Source organism: uncultured Idiomarina sp. (assembly GCF_964010655.1).
Taxonomy (GTDB): Bacteria; Pseudomonadota; Gammaproteobacteria; order Enterobacterales; family Alteromonadaceae; genus Idiomarina; species Idiomarina baltica.
On sequence record NZ_CAXGLS010000016.1, the window covers coordinates 25,835 to 47,155 of the forward strand.

Genomic DNA, 21,321 nt, shown 5'->3' on the forward strand with positions numbered 1-21,321 from the left:
GTAATCAGAAGGGTGTCTCATGAACAAAGGATGGATCGCATCAAGCCTCAGCATCGTGCTTGCAGGACTGATGACCAGTGCGGTATCCGCACAAGAACAGCCAACCATCAAAGATGATGGTTACCGCCACTTAATGTTGGCTGGGGGCGGTTTAACGCTCTGCACGAGCATGGCGTCCGATAGCTGTAACGAAACCGATTGGATTGATAGCAAAACAATGCGTACTAATCGGTATATCGACTTGTCGGAGAAGTCAATCAAGACGGCTGTTTCAGATGAATACTGGACCGGCTTTCGTGAAGAGGCTCGGAAAAAGGTCGATGAGGCGTTAAAGCTTATTTATGACCGTATGAACGAGGAAATCATCACAGAACGCGTGTTCATGCGTGAATTTACTCGTCGTGCCACATTAAAAACGTACAATTCATTATCTGAAGCTGAGTGGAACAAGCTGGTCGACTTACTCGAAATGCCCGTCCCTGCTGAGCTCGATGAAAAGATTAATTTAAATGAGTCGCAGAATAAACCTGCGATCGATATCTATCGCCAGTTCGTTGAGATGGCGAAGACTACTCGCTTTGATGACAGCAAGAAGCCCGTGGTCTTCTTCACGACGTCGTCATCGCGCGATCCTTACAACGAAGTCGATTACTACATGGACTTGTTCAGTCAGCTAGGTGCCGAGCCGCATTGGTTCCCGGTTGATGCGGCTCTAATTAAAGCGCAACAAGAGGGCCGTTGTGACGAATTGGCTGACGTGCAAGAGGAAGTGCTCGGTGCATATGCGCGAGACCGTGTGTATCGCGACCGCTATCAGCAGCAAGTTGAGTTTTGTAAAGCGCCCAAAGAAGCCTTAAAGATGGTGCGCCAAGCCAATGCGATCTTTATCAATGATGGTGATGCCAATCTTACCCGCTCAACCTTCATTAATGAAGATAACCAGCCGTCTGATTTGCTACGCGACATCGTGAGCTTCGTGCAATCCAAGCGTTTAGTGGTAGGTGGTAACGGCGCGGGTGCTGTTGCGCTGACATCTAAACCGATGATTTCTAACGGTACCACCGAATCAGCGATAAAAGACGGCGCCTTTGCTTCTGAGCCACCGCCGTTCGGTTGTGATTTGGATGCAACCTGTCCAACCAATACCAACCCAGACACGCTGACGTTCCACCCATTGGGCGGTTTAGGGCTGTTTCACTTTGGTATTTTGGATAGCGACTTCTCTGATAAAGGTCGTTATGGTCGTTTAATCCGTCTCGCGGGCGATAGTGGTACACCGCTTTCGCTAGGGATTGATGAGAATACCGCCATGAAAGTGAACCTTGAGAAAGGCCTATTTGATATTGTCGGCGAGCGAGGCGTGTTCTTTGTAGAAAACGCACAATCGGTGCCTACGGCGGTCGCGAGTACTTTCCATTATTTAGTCGCTGGCGCGTCCGGTATGATGAATCCGTATGGCTTACAAACCGCGGAATTCTCGGACCAGTCAGGTATTGTAAAAGAGAATCCAACCACCAATTTCCTAACCGACCGCGGTTTAGTTGATTCGATTCGCGTGTTGTGTGGTGAAGAACGCAACGAAGTAACGCTTCTGAATAAAGACTATCGCTTGATCGCGCGTATCAACGACGCAAGCCGTACCGCTGAAGCCGGTGGTGAATGCCAAGTGATTAACGGTAAAATTGGTATTGCTTATCAGCCCGAAGAAAAACTGTAAGCAGCACCTAGTTACTAAAAAGCTCGCCCCGTTTACACGGAGGCGAGCTTTTTTATGCGCTGCTTTTTAGTGGCGCAGTGCGTTATGCTACACCGTATTGAGCGCGATACGCTTCAACCGCAGGCAAGTGCGCTTTAAACTGCTCGTCGTCCTTAAGATATTCAATCACATCGTTCAGTGAGACAATCGCAATCACTTGCGCATTAAAGTCACGTTCAACTTCCTGAATCGCGGATAGCTCGCCTTTGCCTTTTTCTTGACGATCCAAGGCAATCAACACGCCCGCAAGCTGTGCACCGTTTTGCTCAACAATATCCATGGATTCACGAATCGCCGTGCCCGCGGTGATGACATCATCGACCAACATCACGCGTCCCTCAAGAGCTGAACCGACTAAGTTCCCCCCTTCGCCGTGGTCCTTTTTCTCTTTGCGATTAAAGCAGTAAGGCGTATCGGTCTGAAAGTGATCAAACAGCGCAACCGCAGTCGCGCTGGCGATAGGAATGCCCTTGTAGGCAGGACCGAACAACACATCAAAGTCAATGCCTGAGTCTTTTAACGCCGCTGCGTAAAAGCGTCCTAACTTAGCTAAGTCAGAACCCTTGTTAAACAAGCCGGCATTAAAAAAGTAAGGACTGGTGCGACCGGATTTCAGCGTAAACTCACCAAATTTTAGTACACCGCGCTCAATCGCAAACTCGATAAACTCTTTTTGATAGGTTTTCATGCTGATCCCTTATGCCAATGCTGCTTTTTGGATATCGATCAATTCTTTAATGCTGACACGCGCAATGTCCACTAGGCTTTGCATCTCGTCGTAACTAAACGCCTCACCCTCAGCGGTGCCTTGGATCTCAATGAACTTACCCGCTTCCGTCATCACAACGTTCATGTCAGTCTCGGCTTGAGAATCTTCAATGTACTCTAAGTCGCTCACTGCATCGCCATCAACAATGCCGACAGAAATCGCCGCAACCATCTCTTTTAACGGATTGACCTTAACCATTTTGTTAGCGCGCATGTAGTTCAACGCATCAACCAACGCCACGCAAGCACCGGTAATTGAGGCGGTGCGTGTACCACCGTCAGCCTGCAATACGTCGCAGTCGAGCGTGATGGTGTTTTCGCCGAGCGCCTTAAGGTCGATGCAAGCACGCAAAGAACGCGCGATTAACCGCTGGATTTCCATCGTGCGGCCTCCTTGCTTGCCACGCGCCGCTTCGCGCTGCGAGCGAGTGTGGGTAGAGCGTGGGAGCATGCTGTATTCAGCGGTCACCCAACCTTGTCCCTGACCTTTTAAAAAGCGTGGCACACCGGCTTCAACCGTGGCATTACACAACACCTTAGTATCGCCGAATTCAATCAGAACTGAACCCTCGGCATGTTTGGTGAAGTTACGCGTGATGGTGACCGGGCGAATTTGTTGGGCAGTACGACCACTTGGACGCATGGCATCTCCTTTATTTGATAGTAAACGCGGATAAGTAAAACGAATTAGCCGTTAGTGTAGCAAATTTGACCGTTGAATGGATCGCGAATCGTTCTGTAACGTATTAAACTAACGCAAGCTGAAAATACGCGGTAATCACTGAACGGGAGGCCGTATGTCGCGTTCAAAAGACGAAGAATTTGAATTGTTCCGCCAAGAAATGAACGACGTAACACCCTTGGTGGGTGAGGAAGTTGCAGACATTCGCACTGCTTTTGAGCCGACATTGGCACAAAAGGAGCGGCGTCGTGCGGCTGAAGCCGAAGAGCAAGAAAATGTTAACTTTTTATCGACCGAGTATGTTGAGTTGGTGGAGCCTGAGGAGTGTATCGAATTTCGGCGCGATGGCGTGCAAGAAGGCGTGTACAAACGGCTTAAACAAGGCCGTTACACCATGGAAGCGAGTCTCAACTTGCATCAGCATACGCTGCGCGAGGCGCGCACCGCAGTATTTAACTTTATTCAGGATTGCCATAACGCCGGTATACGCACGGCACTGATTATTCACGGACAAGGTAAACACAGTAAACCGCATCCCGCGCTGATAAAAAGCTATGTGAATAAGTGGCTGCGTGAAATGCCGCCAGTACTCGCGTTTCATAGCGCACAGCGCCACCATGGTGGACGCGGCGCGGTGTATATCATGATGAAGAAGAACGCGGAACAAAAGCAAAAGAACCGCGAAAAACACGCGAAAAAATAACCGTAAAACGAGTGGTCGTTAGAGACGACCACTCAGTATTAATCCCGCAAAAAAGCCAGTTAGGCCGCCACCAAGCCCAAGCGCTAACCCCAAATAGCAGCTGAGTGACCGACCACCGGAGCACACCAAACGCTGCACTCGGCGTTGATAGGTTAGAATACCCAGCAATAGCACTAGATAACTGAGCGTCGGCAGTAACCAACCGGGATCAACCTCGTAACTTAGAATAAACAAGCTACCGACAACGATCATGAATACTGCAGCCTGATTACGCATTCGCACCAACTGTTGGCGGATAGCGTCGGTGGATGCCATCTTCTGCGCGCGGTGAGAGCCGATAAACAAGCCCGCCAAACCACCGAGAATAGTGACCGCCATGGCACCTAATAACGCTAACCACTTCACGCTTGTGGCAACACCAGAGGTCAGCGAAAAGCCCGCTGCAGCGGCAGGTGCACTACCCACCATCGCGCCTGTTGTCAGTAACGTCGAAATACTGATGGATGGTGCCGAAAGCAACGCCGCTTTACCCACACGGCTTAGTAATTGTTGAGCTAATTGCTTGCGAGCGCGAGACAAACGCTGGCGCACCGCCTCGGGTGTGATCCCCAGCAAGTCCGCAACATGCTCAGCCGACTGCTGTTCGCGATAATACAGCAGTACGACATCGCGGGTTTGCTCTGGCAATTTATCCAACGCATGATAAATAATCGCCTGCTGCTGTTGCTCACTGAGCGACGCCTCGGGTGATTCATCGCTCAGTACCGCACCCAGCTCCTCATCGAGATTATCCTTATAGTCGGTACGACGCACATGCTCTTTGCTTAACCACTGATAAGCACAATGCCGCGTGATTTGTCGTAGCCAGGGCAAAAAGCTACGCGTCTTACGCAGCGTATTCATTTTTTGCCAGACAATGAGATAAGCCTCTTGCGCCACCTCTTCTGAGGCTCGGATATCTTTAACAATGGCCAAGGCAATACTCGCCACTAAGTTTTGTGTATGTGTGACCACCTCGGCGAACGCCTGCGAATTACCTTGGCGCGCTTGCTCAATCGAAGCGTTAAGCGCCGCATACTGTGCAGTTTGATTAGTCATGGCAGCGCTCCTCGATGAAGTGATTAACGGCCGACAAAAAGGCCTCGGGTTGATCCCACATAATAAAATGGCGTGACTCAGCAAACTCTAGCAAGTTGATGGCATTATCACCAGCGATCTGCTGTTGATAGGCATTAAGCGCCGTTTGCTTTTGCTCGGCCGTTGAGAAGCCGCCAGTCGCCGCCATTTGTAATGTCGGCACGTTGAGGTCGGCGACCTCAGCGCGTAAATCCGTGGTCATCAGTTCATACATCGCACGGCCCACCGTGGTAGGATCCGACGTTTTTGCCATCGCGACCACGCGCGCTTGGTTCTCCTCAGACGAGGTTTGCCGTGACGCCCCCATTTGCACTTGCATCGCCATTTGTTCGGAGGAGAGTTGTTGATACACCGCCAGCATTTGCTGTGCTTGAGGTTTAACCGCTTGAGCAGTCAACGCCGAGTTACCACTGACCAGCGCCGAGAAAAACGGCACACCATCAACCGCGATAAGGCATTGCAACGCCTGAGGCTGCTGGCTTGCCAGTTGATAGCCTAAGAACGCGCCCAAACTATGCCCAATAACCACCGCATCGCCAGCACTGTTTTCCTGCAAATAACGTTCTAGCGCAGCACCTGCGTTTTCAGTAAATGCCTCACGTAATTGAGGATTGCTTGGATGCGCCCCAAAGCCAGCAAATGCCAGCGTGTGCACCTCATAATGCTGAGCTAACGCCGCTTCCGTTTGCTGCCAAACACGCTCATCGGACATTAAACCCGGGATAAGCACTACCGGCTGACCCTGACCCGAAACCTGCGCATGTAGCACGGTGTTTTGAGAATGCGAGGGTAGGCTGAAAAGGCCCAACGACACGCCTAATAACAAGATAAAAAATTGGTTTTTCAAAGACATAATACGTTCCTATTGAGTCACTTTTAATAAAGGTTGCTCAATAAGGTCAGACTCGCACAGAAAAGTGTGACATCTTTTTTGTACTATTACTTCATATTGCCTCTTTGCACAGGTAATATTTGGCTTATACGCTTAACGCACACATTGTTTTCGGCAGGTTGAAGGAAAGACCTCCCGACAAAAAAGTAGGATACGCCATGATTCAAAGTATGACCGGTTACGCTCGTTACGAGCACAAAGCAGAATGGGGCAGCGCCGTGTGGGAAATCCGCTCGGTTAACCAACGCTATTTAGAGACCTACTTTCGACTGCCCGAGAGCGTGCGCGCCCTCGAGAACAACCTGCGTGAGCTCTTCCGCAAGCAATTACAGCGCGGCAAAGTCGAATGTCGCTTGCACCTGCACATGGATGAGAGCAAGCAAAGCGAGTTAGTGATTAACGAAGCACTCGCCGAGAGCGTGATCAACCAAGCCAAATGGGTTAACCGCCAAGTTCACAACGCACAAATTAACGCACTCGACGTGTTGAAATGGCCTGGCGTCGTCAGCAGTGACGACCAAGATATCGACGAGCTTCAAAAAGAACTGTTCGACGCCGTAAAACCCGCGCTCAACGAATTTATCGAAAACCGAGCCAGTGAAGGCGAAGCCATTAACACCATGCTTCAGCAACGCTTAGACGGCATCATCGAACACGTCGCCTTTGTACGCGAACGCATGCCAGACGTCGTTAAATGGCAACGTGAGCGCTTACTAACCCGCTTTGAAGAAGCCAAAGTCGAACTCGAACCACAACGCCTCGAAGCCGAAATGGTCATGCTGGCGCAAAAAGTCGACGTCGCCGAAGAACTCGACCGCCTCGACGCCCACGTCGCCGAAGCCCGCAAGATCCTGAAAAAGGGCGGCGCCTGCGGCCGACGCCTCGACTTTATGATGCAAGAGTTCAACCGCGAAGCGAACACCCTCGCCTCGAAATCCATCAACGCCGAAATCACCGCCGCCGCAGTCGAGCTAAAAGTGTTGATCGAGCAAATGCGTGAGCAAATTCAAAACATCGAGTAGGTCGCGCCTTTGGCGCGACTGTTTTGAGGTAACAAGCTAACTGTTCTCATTAATTAAGGCTCCAGAGGGGCCTTTTTCATTTCTGTGTGTATAGTTTTCAAGCCTGGTTTATGATCGAAGACTTAGTAAGAGCTACTTGTTAGCCGCTTTTTAATGAGTACATTAGGTGAAAATTGAGACGTTTAATCTAAGAACCTAAGCATTGAGGCATCTTTGTAGACGGAGCACGAATCTTGTCGACCGATGCCATCAACGACTTTATGCACGGGTGTGAGAACCATAATCATGGCGTGAGTTGTGGCAACTCCAGCAGCTCGGTGGGTAAGCTTTTCGGCAACATCGCGGAACGCGTATTTGGACGGTCTGATCGTAACGGCCGCTACTTTGAACTTGGATCTCTAGAGAACATGCGCGAGCGCTTCGCTACGTTGCTTAGTGCTGAGCCACAGGATCTGTTCGATTAGTTGACTTAGGCACCGTATTGATAATGATGTATCTGAAAGCTAGAGTATGACTAAGCAAGAAGGAGAACAAACATGCCACACATTTTAGAGGTGTCAGAAGAGCACATCGAAAACCACCTAAAAATGACGGGCCAAACTCGCGAAGAAATCGAGGCCAGATTTAAGGCGGATCGTGAACGCGACATGCGGGAGGACTTTGATGAATCAGACTGGGCACAGGGGTGTGACCCAAGCCAGCGAGACAAATTCACCATGCCAATCGCATTTGAGGTTGTTGAATAAACTTACCCACCTCTCCCAAGGGCAATAAGAAAGCACTTTCCCGGTGGGGAGGGTGCTTTTTGCGCTAGGAACTACCCCTCCCAACTAGACGGCAATAGAAAAGCTCGATTCGTGAACGCGGGAGGGGTGGTATGGGTAGTTATGGTAAAATTGCGTCAAAAGCGTTAACTTTTTGAATGACCGAAAGTCATGTAAGAATAAAGGGCATATCTGTATAGTTAAAAACGGTCAAATTACAATAAATAAAATACAAGCCATCAGTTAGCGGAGACGTCGAGGGCTAAGGCCTTTAAAGGTAGGGACGCAAATGAAAATAATCGACAACATCAACACGCTCTTCGGTGACGAAATAAAAGCGAACCTCGGACCTGGTTCGAAGCTCAAAATTGCGGCTTCCTGTTTTTCAATTTATGCCTACGAAGCACTTAAAAAAGAGCTGAGCACAATTGATAGTTTGCAGTTTATTTTCACCTCGCCAACGTTCGTGCCAGCAGAAGCGACCGATAAATTTAAAAAAGAACGTCGCGAGTTTTTCATTCCTAAACTTGGTCGTGAGCGCAGCTTGTACGGTTCTGAGTTTGAAATACAACTCAAAAACCAAATGACTCAGCGAGCGATTGCAAAAGAATGCGCAAACTGGATCCGCAGCAAGGCGCAATTCCGCTCCAATAAAACAGCGTCGCCAATGCAGCAATTCGCTGTGACAGCAGACTCCGCAAACAACAACCAACATACGGTGTTTGCGCCTATAAATGGTTTTACAGCAGTTGACCTTGGTTACCAAAAAGGTAATGCGCTATCGAACTATGTGCATCAGTTTGAGCAGCCGGAGTTTACCGACAACTACCTAAAGCTATTTGAGCAGATATGGTCCGATCCTGAAAAGCTGCAAGACGTTACCGAAACCATTTGTGCGCATATTGAATCGGTTTATCAGGAAAACTCACCCGAGAAAATTTACTTCCTAATGCTGTACAACATCTTCCATGAGTTTCTAGATGACATTGACGAAGATGTGCTGCCGAATGACAGAACGGGCTATCAGGACACACTAGTTTGGAACAAGCTGTTCAATTATCAGCGGGATGCCGCGACAGGTATCATCAACAAACTAGAAACCTACAGTGGCTGCATACTGGCCGACAGTGTAGGTTTAGGTAAAACCTTTACGGCGCTTGCGGTTATAAAGTATTACGAATTGCGCAATCGTTCAGTATTGGTACTTTGTCCAAAGAAACTGGCCGACAACTGGCTCAACTTTAATCGAAACCTTAAAACGAATATCTTCGCTCGAGATCGCTTTAACTATGACGTTTTATGCCATACCGATTTAAGTCGAACGTCAGGTGAATCTTTTGGCATGCCGCTGAACCGAGTGAACTGGGGGAATTATGATTTAGTGGTCATTGACGAGTCACATAATTTCCGCAACAACGATGCCGTAAAAGATCGTGAAACGCGCTACCAGAAGCTCATGAATCAAGTCATTCGAGCGGGAGTGAAAACCAAGGTTCTGATGCTTTCAGCGACGCCGGTTAATAACCGTTTTGCTGACCTGCGCAATCAGTTGGCGCTCGCTTATGAGGGTGACTCCAGCAACTTGAGCAAGCATTTAAAAACGAATCGCAGTGTGGAAGATATATTTCGCAATGCGCAGGCAGCCTTTAATGCATGGTCGAAGCTGCCGCCAGAACAACGAACAGCGAAAGCGATTCTTGACTCGCTAGATTTCGACTTCTTCGAATTGCTTGATAGCGTGACCATTGCGCGTTCACGTAAGCATATTCAGTCATTTTACGATACGACCGATATTGGCCATTTCCCAGAACGGCTCAAGCCATTGTCATTTCACTGTAAACTGACCGGCCGCGAAGATGTATATGGACTTGATGAAATATTTGAGCAACTGAGCCTGTTAAAACTATCTTTGTACGCACCTGTCAGCTTTATTCTGCCCAGTCGCCTGAAAAAATATGAAGACATGTACGACACCCAAGTCGAGGGTGGCCGAGGCCGTTTACGCCAAGTAGACCGTGAGAAAAGCCTTGTCGCGTTAATGACGACAAACCTATTAAAGCGCCTCGAGAGCTCCGTTTATGCGTTCAGAAGCACGCTACAAACACTATCAGACAACCATCAACGGCTGCTGAATATCATTGATGACTTTAAAGCGAGGGGTGGAACCTCTGAGGTATCGAGCTTAGTTGAAGCCGTAGAGTCGATAGAGGCCGATGAAGACGAGTTGCCGTCTTACCATGACATGGAAATTGGTAACAAGATCAAGATCAAACTCAGTGATATGGATATTGTGTCTTGGGAACAGGACATGCGTGCTGATCTTGAAATTATCAACGATCTGCTGCATTCGATGAATAAGATTCGGCCAGAGGACGATGCGAAACTTCAGCATTTACGAAGCCATGTACTTGCCAAAGTCGATAATCCGCTCAATAGCGACAACAAAAAAGTGCTCATCTTTACCGCGTTCGCAGATACCGCTAATTATCTCTACGAACATCTATCACAGTGGTTGTTGCAAGAGCGTGGACTGCACTCAGCCAAAGTCACCGGCGGTTCAGGGCCACCTAGCTCCACGCTCAAGTCGCGTCGTCAGGCTTACGATATTCAGGAGGTGCTCACCTTGTTTTCACCGCGCTCGAAAGACAAGGAAAGCGTTTTACCTGAAGAGCCTAATGAAATCGACATACTAATCGCAACCGACTGTATCTCCGAAGGTCAGAACCTTCAGGACTGCGACTATTTGATCAATTACGATATTCACTGGAACCCGGTTCGTATTATTCAGCGCTTCGGGCGTATTGACCGTATTGGCTCACCGAACCAGTCTATTCAGCTAGTGAACTACTGGCCGGATATATCGCTGGATGAATACATCAACTTAAAAGAACGCGTAGAAAGCCGCATGACCATTGTCGATGTAACAGCCACTGGGGACGATAACGTATTGAGCTCTCAGACCAATGATGTGGCGTATCGCAAAGAACAGCTAAAACGTTTACAAGAAGAAGTTATCGATTTAGAAGACGTCAAGGGTGGTGTCTCGATTACAGACTTAGGTTTGAACGAGTTTCGTATGGACCTGCTTAACTTCGTAAAAGCCTATGGCGAACCGAAAACCTTACCCACGGGCATGCATGCAGTAGTTCCCGCCCGACCTGAAATAGGCCTCAAAGAAGGTGTAATATTCACGCTACGCAATGTGAACGACAGTGTGAATGAGGATAAGCAGAATCGCTTACACCCGTTTTATCTTGTCTACATAGCACGCGATGGTGAGGTTATCGCAAACCACTTTGAGGTGAAGAAGCTACTGGACCTAGTGCGGACGAGTGCGAAAGGCGTTGCCGAGCCTATTATTAATCTTTGTTCGGTATTTAACCGCGAGACCAAAGATGGTCGCGACATGAGCCTTTATTCGGAATTGCTAAACCAAGCGATACAAAGCATGATTGCCGTGAAAGAAGAAAAAGACATTGATAGCTTGTTCTCAGGTGGTGAAACGACAGCACTTGCCAACACCATAAATGGCCTGGATGATTTTGAACTAGTGGCGTTTATTGTTGTGCAAGAAGGCCGGTAAGGATGCATAAACTCGATAAACCGATTCGACTTCCGGAAAGTACGCGCGTTGAACGAGTCATACCCAAAAATAAAATTTATGAGTCCTCGAGCGTTAATGCAGCCGTCACGACACAATTTGTCGCACAGGTAGAGCAAATTAAATGGGCGAATAAACTGTCGGCGAAAACGCTCAATATCGAACCGTCGAACGCCGTGCCTGAAATTCAGGTGTTTGAACTGAAGCTAAAAGGTGATGTAGTCGACGAGAAGGTGCTCGCTGCCATAGACAAAGCTATACCTTTTCCGATTCTGTTTAAGTTAATTCGTGAACTGGATAACGATAAAACTGCAGAGGCAGAGTCGGCGCGGAGAGAAGTTCAGTACGTGGCCACATACAAACGACAGAGCCAAGCAGGTAACTCAAAGTGGGTGACGAGCTTTTATGCGTATTCAGACTGGTTAATCGAGCAACACGATGTCGCAAAGACAGCCCAAACTAAAAGCTGGCGCGCACTGCCTCCGGCGATTTCTATGGGGGAATTGTATCGCGGTATTCTTAGTTTGCTATTGCCGTACCCACTAGCTAACGGCGAGTCACTTGAATGTGCAATGCAACGGATAGAAAACATCGAAAAAACCAAGCGAGAGTGCTATCGCCTACAAAAACGTTTAAACGCTGAGAAACAGTTTAATCGAAAGGTCGAGCTCAACAGAAATTTAAGAGCGCTGCAGCAAGAACTAGCAGCGTTAAAAACAGTTTAATTCAGGCAATAAATAAAGCTTGATAAAAATAAGGTAGTGAGGAGAGATAATGGACAAGTTAAAAATGCATAGCCCGGACATGACACAAGAAAACATTAAAAAAATTCAGGCTTTGTTCCCCAACTGTGTAACAGAAGTCCGCGATGAAAACGGAAAGCTGCGACTTGCCATAGACTTTGACCAACTTAAACAGGAGCTCTCCGATTCAATCGTTGAAGGGCCACAAGAGCGATATCACTTGAATTGGCCGGGAAAGCGGGAGTCTTTATTAGCATCAAGCCAGCCGATTTCGAATACCTTGAGGCCCTCAGTGGAGGAAAGTAAGAACTTTGACTCTACCGCGAATCTTTTTCTAGAGGGTGATAATTTAGATGCTTTAAAACTTCTACAGGAATCTTATTTAAATAAGGTTAAGCTAATTTATATTGACCCTCCATATAATACCGGAAGCGATTTTATCTATGAAGACGACTTTACCGAATCGTCGGCTTCTTTTTTAACTAAAACAAGTCAAGTTAGTGAACGTGGCGATAAGTTAACGGTAAATAGAGATTCGAGTGGAAGATTCCATTCTGCATGGCTCAGCATGATGTATTCTAGATTAAAACTGAGTCGCAACCTATTGTGTGATGATGGTGTGATTTTCATATCATTGGACGATCATGAAATTGATAATTTAAGAAAGCTGTGTGATGAAATATTTGGTCGCAATAATTTTGTAGCAAATGTTGTGTGGCAGAGAGCTTTCTCGCCTAAAAATGACGCGCGTTACTTGTCGGAAAATCACGACTACATTCTCATTTATGCAAAGAACTTAGATTCTTTTAGTGCCGGGCGCCTTCCGAGAACGGAGGAGGCAAATGCAAGATATAAGAATCTTGATAATGATCCTCGTGGCGTTTGGATATCAGATAATTTAACCGTCAAAACGTATTCTGAAAAGTATGATTTTCCGATTGAGACACCCAGTGGGCGGGTAGTTACGCCGTCGCATGGTTCATGTTGGCGTGTATCAAAAGAAAAATTTGAAGAGCTAGTAAAGGATAATCGTATTTGGTTTGGTAATGATGGTGGGAATGTCCCTAGGCTTAAGCGCTTTTTAAGCGAAGTGCAAGGTGGAATGGTACCTACAACATTATGGCTTCATCAAGATGTAGGCCACAATCAAGAGGGCCGGCAAGAGGTAAAAGCTTTGTTTGATGGACGAGGCTATTTCGACGGTCCTAAACCTGTTAGGTTAATGAAGAGGATATTGCAGATTGCTAATACTTCGGATAACGACATCATATTAGACTTTTTCGGCGGTTCAGGCTCTACTGCTCATGCCACGATGCAGCTAAATGCTGAAGACGGCCACAATCGCAAGTTTATTATTGTCCAGTTAGCTGAAAAATGTGATGAAACGTCCGAAGCATACAAGGCTGGCTTTGAAACAATAGCAGACATTTCAAAAGAAAGAATTCGCCGAGCGGGATCAAAAATTCTGGATGGAGAGTGCCATAAAGACTGGAATAAAGACGTAGGTTTTCGTGTTTTAAAAGTAGATACATCAAACATGTCGGATGTTTTCTATACACCGAATCAAACCTCGCAAAGTGACTTGGATTTACTAGTTGATCATATAAAACCTGACCGCACGGACGAGGATTTATTATTTCAGGTGCTACTAGATGCAGCGGTAGATCTCGCGCTCCCAATAACACTTAAGGAAGTATGTGGTAAACCGGTTTACTTCGTTGATGAAAATGCTTTTGTTGCCTGCTTCGCTCAGGGCATAAATGAGAATTTAGTAAAGGAGCTCGCCAGCTTCCAACCTCTGCAAGTCGTGTTCCGAGATGACGCTTTTGAGTCAAATGCAATGAAGATCAATGCTGAACAGATTTTTAAGCAACTATCACCAAATACGGTTGTAAAAGCAATTTAGGAGGTTGTATGAAACTAAAATTCAAAGTACAGCCTTACCAAACGAATGCGGTTGAGTCGGTGGTCGATTGCTTTTCTGGCCAACCGAATCTTTCAGGAACCACTTATCGGGTGGATCCTGGAGTTGTTGTGAATAAACAGGGGCAACAAGGTTGGGATTACGGTGATCAAGATGGTTTCCGTAATGCGGATATCGCGCTATCCGATACACAATTACTCCAGAATATCCACAATGTACAAAGTCGACAGAACTTGCCTGTTTCTGATGGCTTGGTGTCGAACTCAAGCAGTAAAATCAATCTCGACATCGAGATGGAAACGGGGACGGGCAAAACGTACTGCTACATCAAAACCATATTCGAAATGAATCGGCGCTATGGCTGGAGCAAATTTATTATTGTGGTGCCCAGCATCGCGATCCGTGAAGGCGTTTATAAGTCATTGCAGATTACGCAAGAGCACTTTAGCGAAACCTATCACAAAAAAGCACGATTCTTTGTTTACAACTCTAAGCAGCTACATCATCTAGAGAGTTTCTCGTCTGACAGCGGAATTAATGTGATGGTGATCAACATCCAAGCGTTCAATGCCGCAGGAAAGGACAACCGCCGAATTTACGATGAACTTGATGATTTCCAATCTCGCCGTCCAATCGACGTGATTAGTGCAAACCGTCCAATTCTGATCCTCGATGAGCCTCAGAAGATGGAAGGTAAGAAAACACTCGATGCATTGGAGAAATTTAAACCACTAATGGTGCTGCGTTATTCCGCCACTCATAAAACTACTCACAATAAGATTCACCGGTTAGATGCGCTTGACGCCTATAACCAAAAGCTGGTGAAGAAAATCAACGTGCGCGGTATATCGGTGAAAGGGCTTGCGGGAACAAATGCTTACTTATATTTAGAGTCGATTGAAACCTCTAAAAGTGCGCCAGTGGCTCGCGTTGAGTATGAGGTGAAGCAAAATTCAGGAATTAAACGTGTTACTCGGAAGCTAAAACATAGGGATAACCTATATGAATTGAGTAACGGGCTAGACCAATATAAGGGCTTCGTTGTTTCAGAGATTGACGCTCGAACCGATTTCATTGAGTTTACCAATGGACACAAGCTTGAAGCGGGTGATGCAACTGGCGACGTTACCGAAGAAACAATCCGCAGAATTCAAATTCGCGAAACCATCAAAGCGCACTTTGAAAAAGAGCAAAAGTTGTTTAGCCAAGGTATAAAAGTACTCTCGCTGTTCTTTATTGATGAAGTAGCCAAGTATCGTGATTACTCGCAAGCCGATGAAAAGGGAGAGTATGCGCGGATCTTTGAAGAGGAATATATTGAAGAGCGGAACCGTATTCTTTACGAGTTACCTCTCGAGAATAATGAGTACCGGCAACACCTTGAACAAATAGAAGTGGATAAAACCCATAACGGTTATTTCTCTATCGACAAGAAAACCAAGCGACTAACGAACCCAAAAGAGAAAAAACAAGGGGACGAAAAACTTGCTGATGATGTTGATGCATATGACCTGATTTTGAAAGACAAAGAGAAACTATTGTCGTTCGATGAACCAACACGTTTCATCTTCTCGCACTCGGCACTTAGAGAAGGTTGGGATAACCCTAACGTGTTCGTAATGTGTATGCTGAAACATTCCGAGAATACCATTTCGCGTCGTCAGGAAGTGGGTCGGGGTTTACGTTTGGCTGTTAATCAGCATGGTGACCGGCAAGACCACCCCGCAACCGTACATGAGATCAACGTGCTCTCGGTTATCGCAAGTGAAAGTTACAAGGATTTTGTTGGCAACCTACAGAAAGAAATTTCTGATGCGTTATCGGCACGTCCGAAAAAGGCGGATGTCGATTACTTCACTGGTAAAAAGCTGCAAACAGAAGCTGGCCCGCTAGAAGTTTCGGAAACCATGGCTAAACAGATTTATCGCTACTTGGTTAAGAACGATTACACCCGTGATGACGATTCTATTGCGCCTGTTTACCATGAAGCGAAGGCTAATGAGAGCCTAGCACCACTTCCTGAAGAGCTAGCGCCGTATGCAGAAGAAATTTTTAAGTTGGTGGACTCTGTCTTTAGTGAGTCTCAGTTGCCGAAAGTTGGTGATGATCGCAAACCGAAACTTAACCGCTTAAACGATAATTTCCACAAGCAGGAGTTTAAAAAGCTATGGGAGCGTATCAATCGTAAAGCGGTGTACCAGGTTGATTTCGATTCTGATGAACTGATTGCTAACTGCGTTCGCGTTATGGACAATGAGCTGCGCGTAACGCCGCTTCAGTACACGATTCAAGCGGGTACTCAGGGTGATAGTGTGAGTTATGAGCAGTTAGGAGCCGGTAAAGGCTTTCAAATTACTGCCACTCAAACAGAATACGAAGCAACATCTGTTCACTCAACAGTCAAATATGACCTGATTGGAAAGTTAGCCGAAGGCACTAAACTAACACGCCGAACTGTGGCGGCAATACTAACGAAGATTCAGCCGAGTGTATTCAATCAATTTAAGCAGAACCCGGAACACTTCATTGCCGAGGCGACACGCCTAATAAACGAGCAGAAGGCTTCAATTATTATTGAGCGACTGAGTTACGACACGACGAACGAAACTTACGACACCGATGTCTTTACCGATGCACAAACGGGCCAAGACTTGAGCCAAGCCGTGGGTGTATTGAAAAAGCATGTATTCGACTACGTCGTCACCGACTCCAAAGTCGAGCGCGAGTTTGTCGAAGAGCTCGACAGTAGTAAAGAGGTTGTCGTTTACTCGAAACTGCCGCGTGGTTTCTTGATACCCACGCCGGTGGGTGACTACAACCCCGACTGGGCAATTGCGTTCCAAGAGGGCAGCGTAAAGCACATATACTTTGTAGCCGAAACCAAAGGCTCTCTGAGCTCGCTTAGCTTGCGCGGCATTGAAGAGCGCAAGATTGAATGCGCACGTAAGTTCTTTGAACGACTCAGCGGCGACGTTGATGGCGAAAAGGTTAAGTATGATGTGGTGACTAACTATTCAGAATTGATGAGTATGGTTGCTGGTTGAGGCAAAAGGCGTTCATTTGCAGGGCGGAATATGCATGGCATTTGAGACTTGTAAAGAAGATAGCCAAGCACCAACACAGATGTTGAGAGATCTACCTGAATCTCAGGGTGGATTGGGTAGACATCGCTGTCCAAACTGCGCGTATGTTCGAGGAAGAGATGAAGTCACTCAAACCGCCTCATCTTTGGGGCGCTTTGTGTTATGTGGACATGGCAGCAAGGCACCTGAAGCCATAGTTGCTGAGTTGCATGAGAACCAAGGCGGCTCGGGTCGCCATAAATGTGTCGTTTGTTCTTACCAAGAAGGGCGAGCATCAGTTTTGAATGTTACGCTGGGCAAGGCATGGGACTATGAAAGCTCTCAACAAACAAACTTGTTGCACGAAGTAGATAAACCTGAGACAACCTGGGATCCTCCACAAAATCCGGATTGGTGGAAATTACTTGGAGAGCACAATAAGAAAATCGGTGACGCAGGTGAGGAATTAGTTATTGAGTACGAAATGCGTCGCTTAATTCAGTTGGGACGCACTGATTTGGCAAATGAGATATGCCATTCTGCGCGAGTAGAAGGTGACCACTTAGGCTACGATATTAAGTCATTCAATAAAGATGGAACAGTCCGTTTCATCGAGGTGAAATCGACAACTCTGGATCAAAATACGCCATTCTTTGTTTCAAGAAACGAAGTCAGTCAATCAATTGAACTGTCGCCATCGTACTGGATTTATCGGGTGTACGGATTGGATTTAGACACACGGAAAGCAAATTTCTACAAGATACATGGTGACTTTGACTCAGTGTGCGTCTTAGAGCCACAAACTTACAAAGCAACCATAAAAAATGGTGATGAAGAATGAAAGTTGACGCAGCTAAATTAGCCTACATAGGCTCCGCCCCTGGAAAGAAAACAGAGCAAGTCCGGGATCCTGATTCTTGGTTCACTCCGTCAATTTATACTGAAATGGCTAGACAAGTTATGGGTGAAATTGATTTGGACCCATTTTCATCTGCTGCAGCAAATCAACGAGTTAAAGCTAAGCGATTTTTTGATAAACAAACTGATGCGTTCAAGTCTGAATGGTTTTCAGAGCAAGGGCGGGTTTTTATGAACCCACCATACACACGTAAGCTAATAGATGCAGCTGTTGATTTGTTTATTGCTAACTTTGAGCGAGAAGCAATAACTCAAGGGATTGTTTTGGTGAATAACGCCACCGAGACAAAATGGTTCCATGCTTTACTAAAGCATTGCTCGGCACTTTGTTTGCCAGATCGTCGAATAGCATTCGAGAATGATGACGGAAAACATGTATCCGGCAACACCCGTGGACAAGTGTTTTTTTACTTTGGACATCGCCCGGAAAGGTTTAAAGATGTTTTTGAAAAGTCAGGTGTTGTCATGTGTCATTTCCGATAAAGACAGGCACATAGTTGTAGAAAAGCCAATTTTGCGTATAATTTGACCGATTTTTAACAGGAAGTATAAAAATAAGAAAAGGATAGACTATGGTAATCGACGAATATACTTGGCCGGACTGCTTCCCTGAGGGAGTACCGCCAGAAGACTCCGTGAGAGCAGGTGGTTTAGTATATCGTATTGTCAAGAATATCCCGCCTACGTCGAACGACTTTCTGTGCTGGCTCCAAGATAATCCAGGAAAACCAGCGCCGTCGAACGTTGGGAAAGAAAAACCTTATGGCGTTTCATTCTGGACTAAAGAGAGTCGAGCTCGGAGATTGATGAACAACTACTCTCAGCCGGAACAGCTCGGGACCGTATACATCGTGAAAGGACATCTAGATGCTTCATTAGGCGTGACTGAGCCATCGCCAAATCGGAAAGGTCATTTAACGTTTTGGAGAGCTGAAAATACTAATCCTCATCATCATATCAACATACAGGTTAACTAAGTGTTCAACTTAAAACAATTTGACGGTCTCGAAATATTCGAGATTTATGATGAGTACTTAGAGCCCAAATTTTTCTCTGCGGTGAATCGTTGGGGAGAGTACTTTTTGGTGTATTGGAGCGGCGACTATGCTGACGGAGAAATTACAAAATGGCTTGTTTCCCCAATTTCGAAATCGCGTTTAGACGCTTTAGTAAAGCTTCGTGTCTCTGTCCCCGAGGTTTACCGTAACCCCGAGAGGGAACTAAAGGTTATCGTGCATGATCACAGAAGGAATGCCAGCTTCTATGAAGATAATTTTGTGAACATTAACTTTCCTCCTGAAAACTTTATTTTTGAGCCTGAAGATATCGAGCCTGTGCACCCAGAAGCAAACTGGGCATTCGAGATAGGTATAAAGAAGCGTCAGTCCAATCCGTCTGCTGATTTGGTCACGAAAGCGATTGAGTTAGTCTCGGATGTGATGAATGCTCTTGTTCCTGATGAGGCAAGACGCAATATTAAATTTTCACCAGTAAACGCGCATTATGGTTCATTTAATGTGAGACTAGATACGTCAGACTTGGATTCGACGGAATCTGCAATTTCAAGGCTATCCAATATTTTTCATGCTGAGAACGAGCTACTTGCAAGGCTTGAAGAGTACCGTCTGGATTCCTTCAGGCTTAAAGAGCTTCTCGAGACTGTTGTCGAGTCTAAAGCTATAATAAAGCTTACCCCGAAACGACCTGGTCTAATCGAGGACGATGAATTAGAAATTCGAGCAGATCGAGTAGAGCAACTTTTAGAATTACTCTCTGAGAACACTCGTTCTTTTGTAGATTCGATAAAAATACCACAGGCTAATAATCTCAATCGCGTAATTGATATCGTTGTTAGAAAAGTCGCGGGACTGTCGCTCGACCATAATGAAATTGAAGATCTCTCCTCGAGCAGGCAAGTTAAGTATTATACGGACGCAGCTTTTACTCTTGACCTGATGAAACGTAACGCAGTCGTAACTTCAAGTGGAAGGTTTCTCGCACAATTACAAAACCGTGAACAACAATTACGGTTTATAGCTGATAAGTTTGAGACGTCAGAAGTAGGATTAGCTTGGATACAATGGTCTGGTGTTAGCTCTATAAACGAACTCGATAGCGAGACAGCTACTGACTTTATAATGGAATGCGCACGCGGTTTAAGCCAAGATACAGCTGGGCGAAGAGCTTCTACTCTTCAACATTGGTTGAATATGTTGACTGGGCTTTCACGTCAATATGACTCTTGAGCTTTTCCAACTGGATCCAAAAATGGATCCTAAACGCAAAAAACGTCAGCCTTAAAACCAGCAACCATTTGTTTTACAGCAGAATAACATTCACATCATCCATTCAGATCCAAAACATCGAATAGGTCGCGCCTTTGGCGCGACTTAGCTACCACCGCCCCTCAAACAGCAACAAAGGCGTCATTATTTAGCGAAGACGAATTGAGCCGGTAGGCGACCATTTTACCTCCAGCCGCTACAGACCAGTCGACGCAGGCGATACGGCTGGATTGTAGGCAAGGCTCTCCTTTCATCCAATAGTGTCCGATGAATAATGGTTTTGGGTTGTCGTAACCTGGCATTGCCGAGCCAGGGATGTCTGAGCTTGGTAAGCTCTCTTTGTCCTTCACGCCAATCGCAAGAGCTTGGTAACTTTTATCGTCTTCTTGCCACCATTTTGTACGAATATTTGTTCGTGGGTTATCATCCTTGTCATGAAAGACGAATCCTTCTGGTAATGCTATTTCCCAGCCTTTGCATAGAACTTGGATAGCTTCAAACAGTTCGTGCCCTTCAGTAGTAGCCGAGATCCACGCATCGTTATGTAACACACCCTCAGTAGCGTATTTGCTCAATATATCGAGAGACGGAGTGTGCCAACATGCGTGCACAATTCTCAAGTTATCCAGCTCAAGGTAAATAGGCAGTGTTTTAAACCAGTCTATAGTTTCCTTATACCATTGTTTATCTTGTTCTGCTTCCAGTAAAAATGCACCGTGTTGCTTTCTATTTTTATCACTGTGCTCACGAAGGTAATGACCGTTAGTATCCGTCGTAGCCCATGCGACGGCATTAAACTCATGATTTCCCATAATGCATTTTGCATGACCGCGCTCGCACATTTTTCTAATGATATCTACCGACCGTTTTTGATAAGGGCCGCGATCAATGAGATCGCCAACAGAAATTAAAGTTCTCTCGGGGTGTTGGTAAACGCCATCGTCTTCTTTGTAACCGAGCTCAAGAAGAAGTTCTTCTAACTTATCTGCGTGGCCGTGAATGTCTCCGACGGTGTTTTTCAACCGAGTTGTCCAAAAAACCTGTTTTAAGCAACCGCAGTATTA

The 21,321-nt window shown here is 46.3% G+C and carries 16 protein-coding genes; 11 read left to right on the plus strand and 5 right to left on the minus strand.

Going from position 1 to position 21,321, the window contains the following annotated elements:
• Window positions 1-19: 19 nt before the first annotated feature.
• Window positions 20-1,717 carry a cyanophycinase gene (locus tag ABNS04_RS05955; protein ID WP_272977442.1) on the plus strand — a complete coding sequence of 566 codons (1,698 nt, stop codon included), beginning with the start codon at window positions 20-22 and terminating at the stop codon, window positions 1,715-1,717.
• 82 nt (window positions 1,718-1,799) lie between these two features.
• On the opposite strand, the gene pyrE is transcribed toward ABNS04_RS05955, so the two are convergent.
• Both pyrE and rph read right to left on the minus strand, forming a co-directional pair.
• Complete coding sequence (gene pyrE / locus ABNS04_RS05960; protein ID WP_272977443.1) at window positions 1,800-2,444, minus strand: orotate phosphoribosyltransferase; 645 nt, start codon at window positions 2,442-2,444, stop codon at window positions 1,800-1,802.
• 9 nt (window positions 2,445-2,453) lie between these two features.
• Entirely contained in the window at window positions 2,454-3,167 is a 714-nt protein-coding gene (gene rph / locus ABNS04_RS05965; RefSeq protein ID WP_071462116.1) for a ribonuclease PH, read from the minus strand.
• Window positions 3,168-3,321: 154 nt separating this feature from the next.
• Between rph and smrA the strand changes: the two genes are divergently transcribed.
• Complete coding sequence (gene smrA, locus ABNS04_RS05970) at window positions 3,322-3,909, plus strand: DNA endonuclease SmrA (RefSeq protein WP_006954555.1); 588 nt, start codon at window positions 3,322-3,324, stop codon at window positions 3,907-3,909.
• An 18-nt stretch (window positions 3,910-3,927) separates the two neighbouring features.
• On the opposite strand, the gene ABNS04_RS05975 is transcribed toward smrA, so the two are convergent.
• Together ABNS04_RS05975 and ABNS04_RS05980 are read right to left on the minus strand one after the other, a co-directional pair.
• Window positions 3,928-5,007 (minus strand): sigma-70 family RNA polymerase sigma factor, encoded by a 1,080-nt coding sequence (locus ABNS04_RS05975; RefSeq protein ID WP_348671225.1) that lies wholly within the window; start codon window positions 5,005-5,007, stop codon window positions 3,928-3,930.
• Entirely contained in the window at window positions 5,000-5,899 is a 900-nt protein-coding gene (locus ABNS04_RS05980) for an alpha/beta hydrolase (protein WP_272978842.1), read from the minus strand. Before ABNS04_RS05980 ends, ABNS04_RS05975 begins: the two co-directional genes overlap by 8 nt.
• Window positions 5,900-6,096: 197 nt before the next feature.
• Here ABNS04_RS05980 and ABNS04_RS05985 point away from each other — a divergent pair, with 197 nt between their 5' ends.
• The 9 genes from ABNS04_RS05985 to ABNS04_RS06025 all read left to right on the plus strand — a co-directional run bounded on the left by ABNS04_RS05985 (window position 6,097) and on the right by ABNS04_RS06025 (window position 20,218).
• Window positions 6,097-6,960: a YicC/YloC family endoribonuclease gene (locus ABNS04_RS05985; RefSeq protein ID WP_272978843.1), complete on the plus strand. Its 864-nt coding sequence runs from the start codon at window positions 6,097-6,099 to the stop codon at window positions 6,958-6,960.
• 536 nt (window positions 6,961-7,496) lie between these two features.
• Window positions 7,497-7,706 (plus strand): hypothetical protein, encoded by a 210-nt coding sequence (locus ABNS04_RS05990; protein ID WP_272978845.1) that lies wholly within the window; start codon window positions 7,497-7,499, stop codon window positions 7,704-7,706.
• Window positions 7,707-8,013: 307 nt separating this feature from the next.
• Window positions 8,014-11,307, plus strand: a complete 3,294-nt coding sequence (locus ABNS04_RS05995; RefSeq protein WP_272978846.1) for a helicase-related protein — start codon at window positions 8,014-8,016, stop codon at window positions 11,305-11,307.
• Window positions 11,308-11,309: 2 nt separating this feature from the next.
• The gene (locus tag ABNS04_RS06000; protein ID WP_272978848.1) at window positions 11,310-12,050 is read left to right on the plus strand and encodes a DUF4391 domain-containing protein; all 741 of its coding nucleotides are present in this window, start codon (window positions 11,310-11,312) and stop codon (window positions 12,048-12,050) included.
• Window positions 12,051-12,099: 49 nt separating this feature from the next.
• The gene (locus tag ABNS04_RS06005) at window positions 12,100-13,974 is read left to right on the plus strand and encodes a site-specific DNA-methyltransferase (RefSeq protein ID WP_272978850.1); all 1,875 of its coding nucleotides are present in this window, start codon (window positions 12,100-12,102) and stop codon (window positions 13,972-13,974) included.
• An 8-nt stretch (window positions 13,975-13,982) separates the two neighbouring features.
• Complete coding sequence (locus ABNS04_RS06010) at window positions 13,983-17,036, plus strand: DEAD/DEAH box helicase family protein (protein WP_272978851.1); 3,054 nt, start codon at window positions 13,983-13,985, stop codon at window positions 17,034-17,036.
• Window positions 17,037-17,070: 34 nt separating this feature from the next.
• The gene (locus ABNS04_RS06015) at window positions 17,071-17,895 is read left to right on the plus strand and encodes a DUF3883 domain-containing protein (protein WP_348671226.1); all 825 of its coding nucleotides are present in this window, start codon (window positions 17,071-17,073) and stop codon (window positions 17,893-17,895) included.
• A complete protein-coding gene (locus ABNS04_RS06020) occupies window positions 17,892-18,455 on the plus strand; it encodes a DNA N-6-adenine-methyltransferase (RefSeq protein ID WP_348671227.1) in 564 nt (187 codons plus the stop codon). Before ABNS04_RS06015 ends, ABNS04_RS06020 begins: the two co-directional genes overlap by 4 nt.
• A 494-nt stretch (window positions 18,456-18,949) precedes the next feature.
• Entirely contained in the window at window positions 18,950-20,218 is a 1,269-nt protein-coding gene (locus tag ABNS04_RS06025) for a DUF6575 domain-containing protein (protein ID WP_348671228.1), read from the plus strand.
• A gap of 161 nt (window positions 20,219-20,379) precedes the next feature.
• On the opposite strand, the gene ABNS04_RS06030 is transcribed toward ABNS04_RS06025, so the two are convergent.
• The gene (locus ABNS04_RS06030) at window positions 20,380-21,279 is read right to left on the minus strand and encodes a metallophosphoesterase (protein WP_348671229.1); all 900 of its coding nucleotides are present in this window, start codon (window positions 21,277-21,279) and stop codon (window positions 20,380-20,382) included.
• Window positions 21,280-21,321 lie beyond the last annotated feature (42 nt).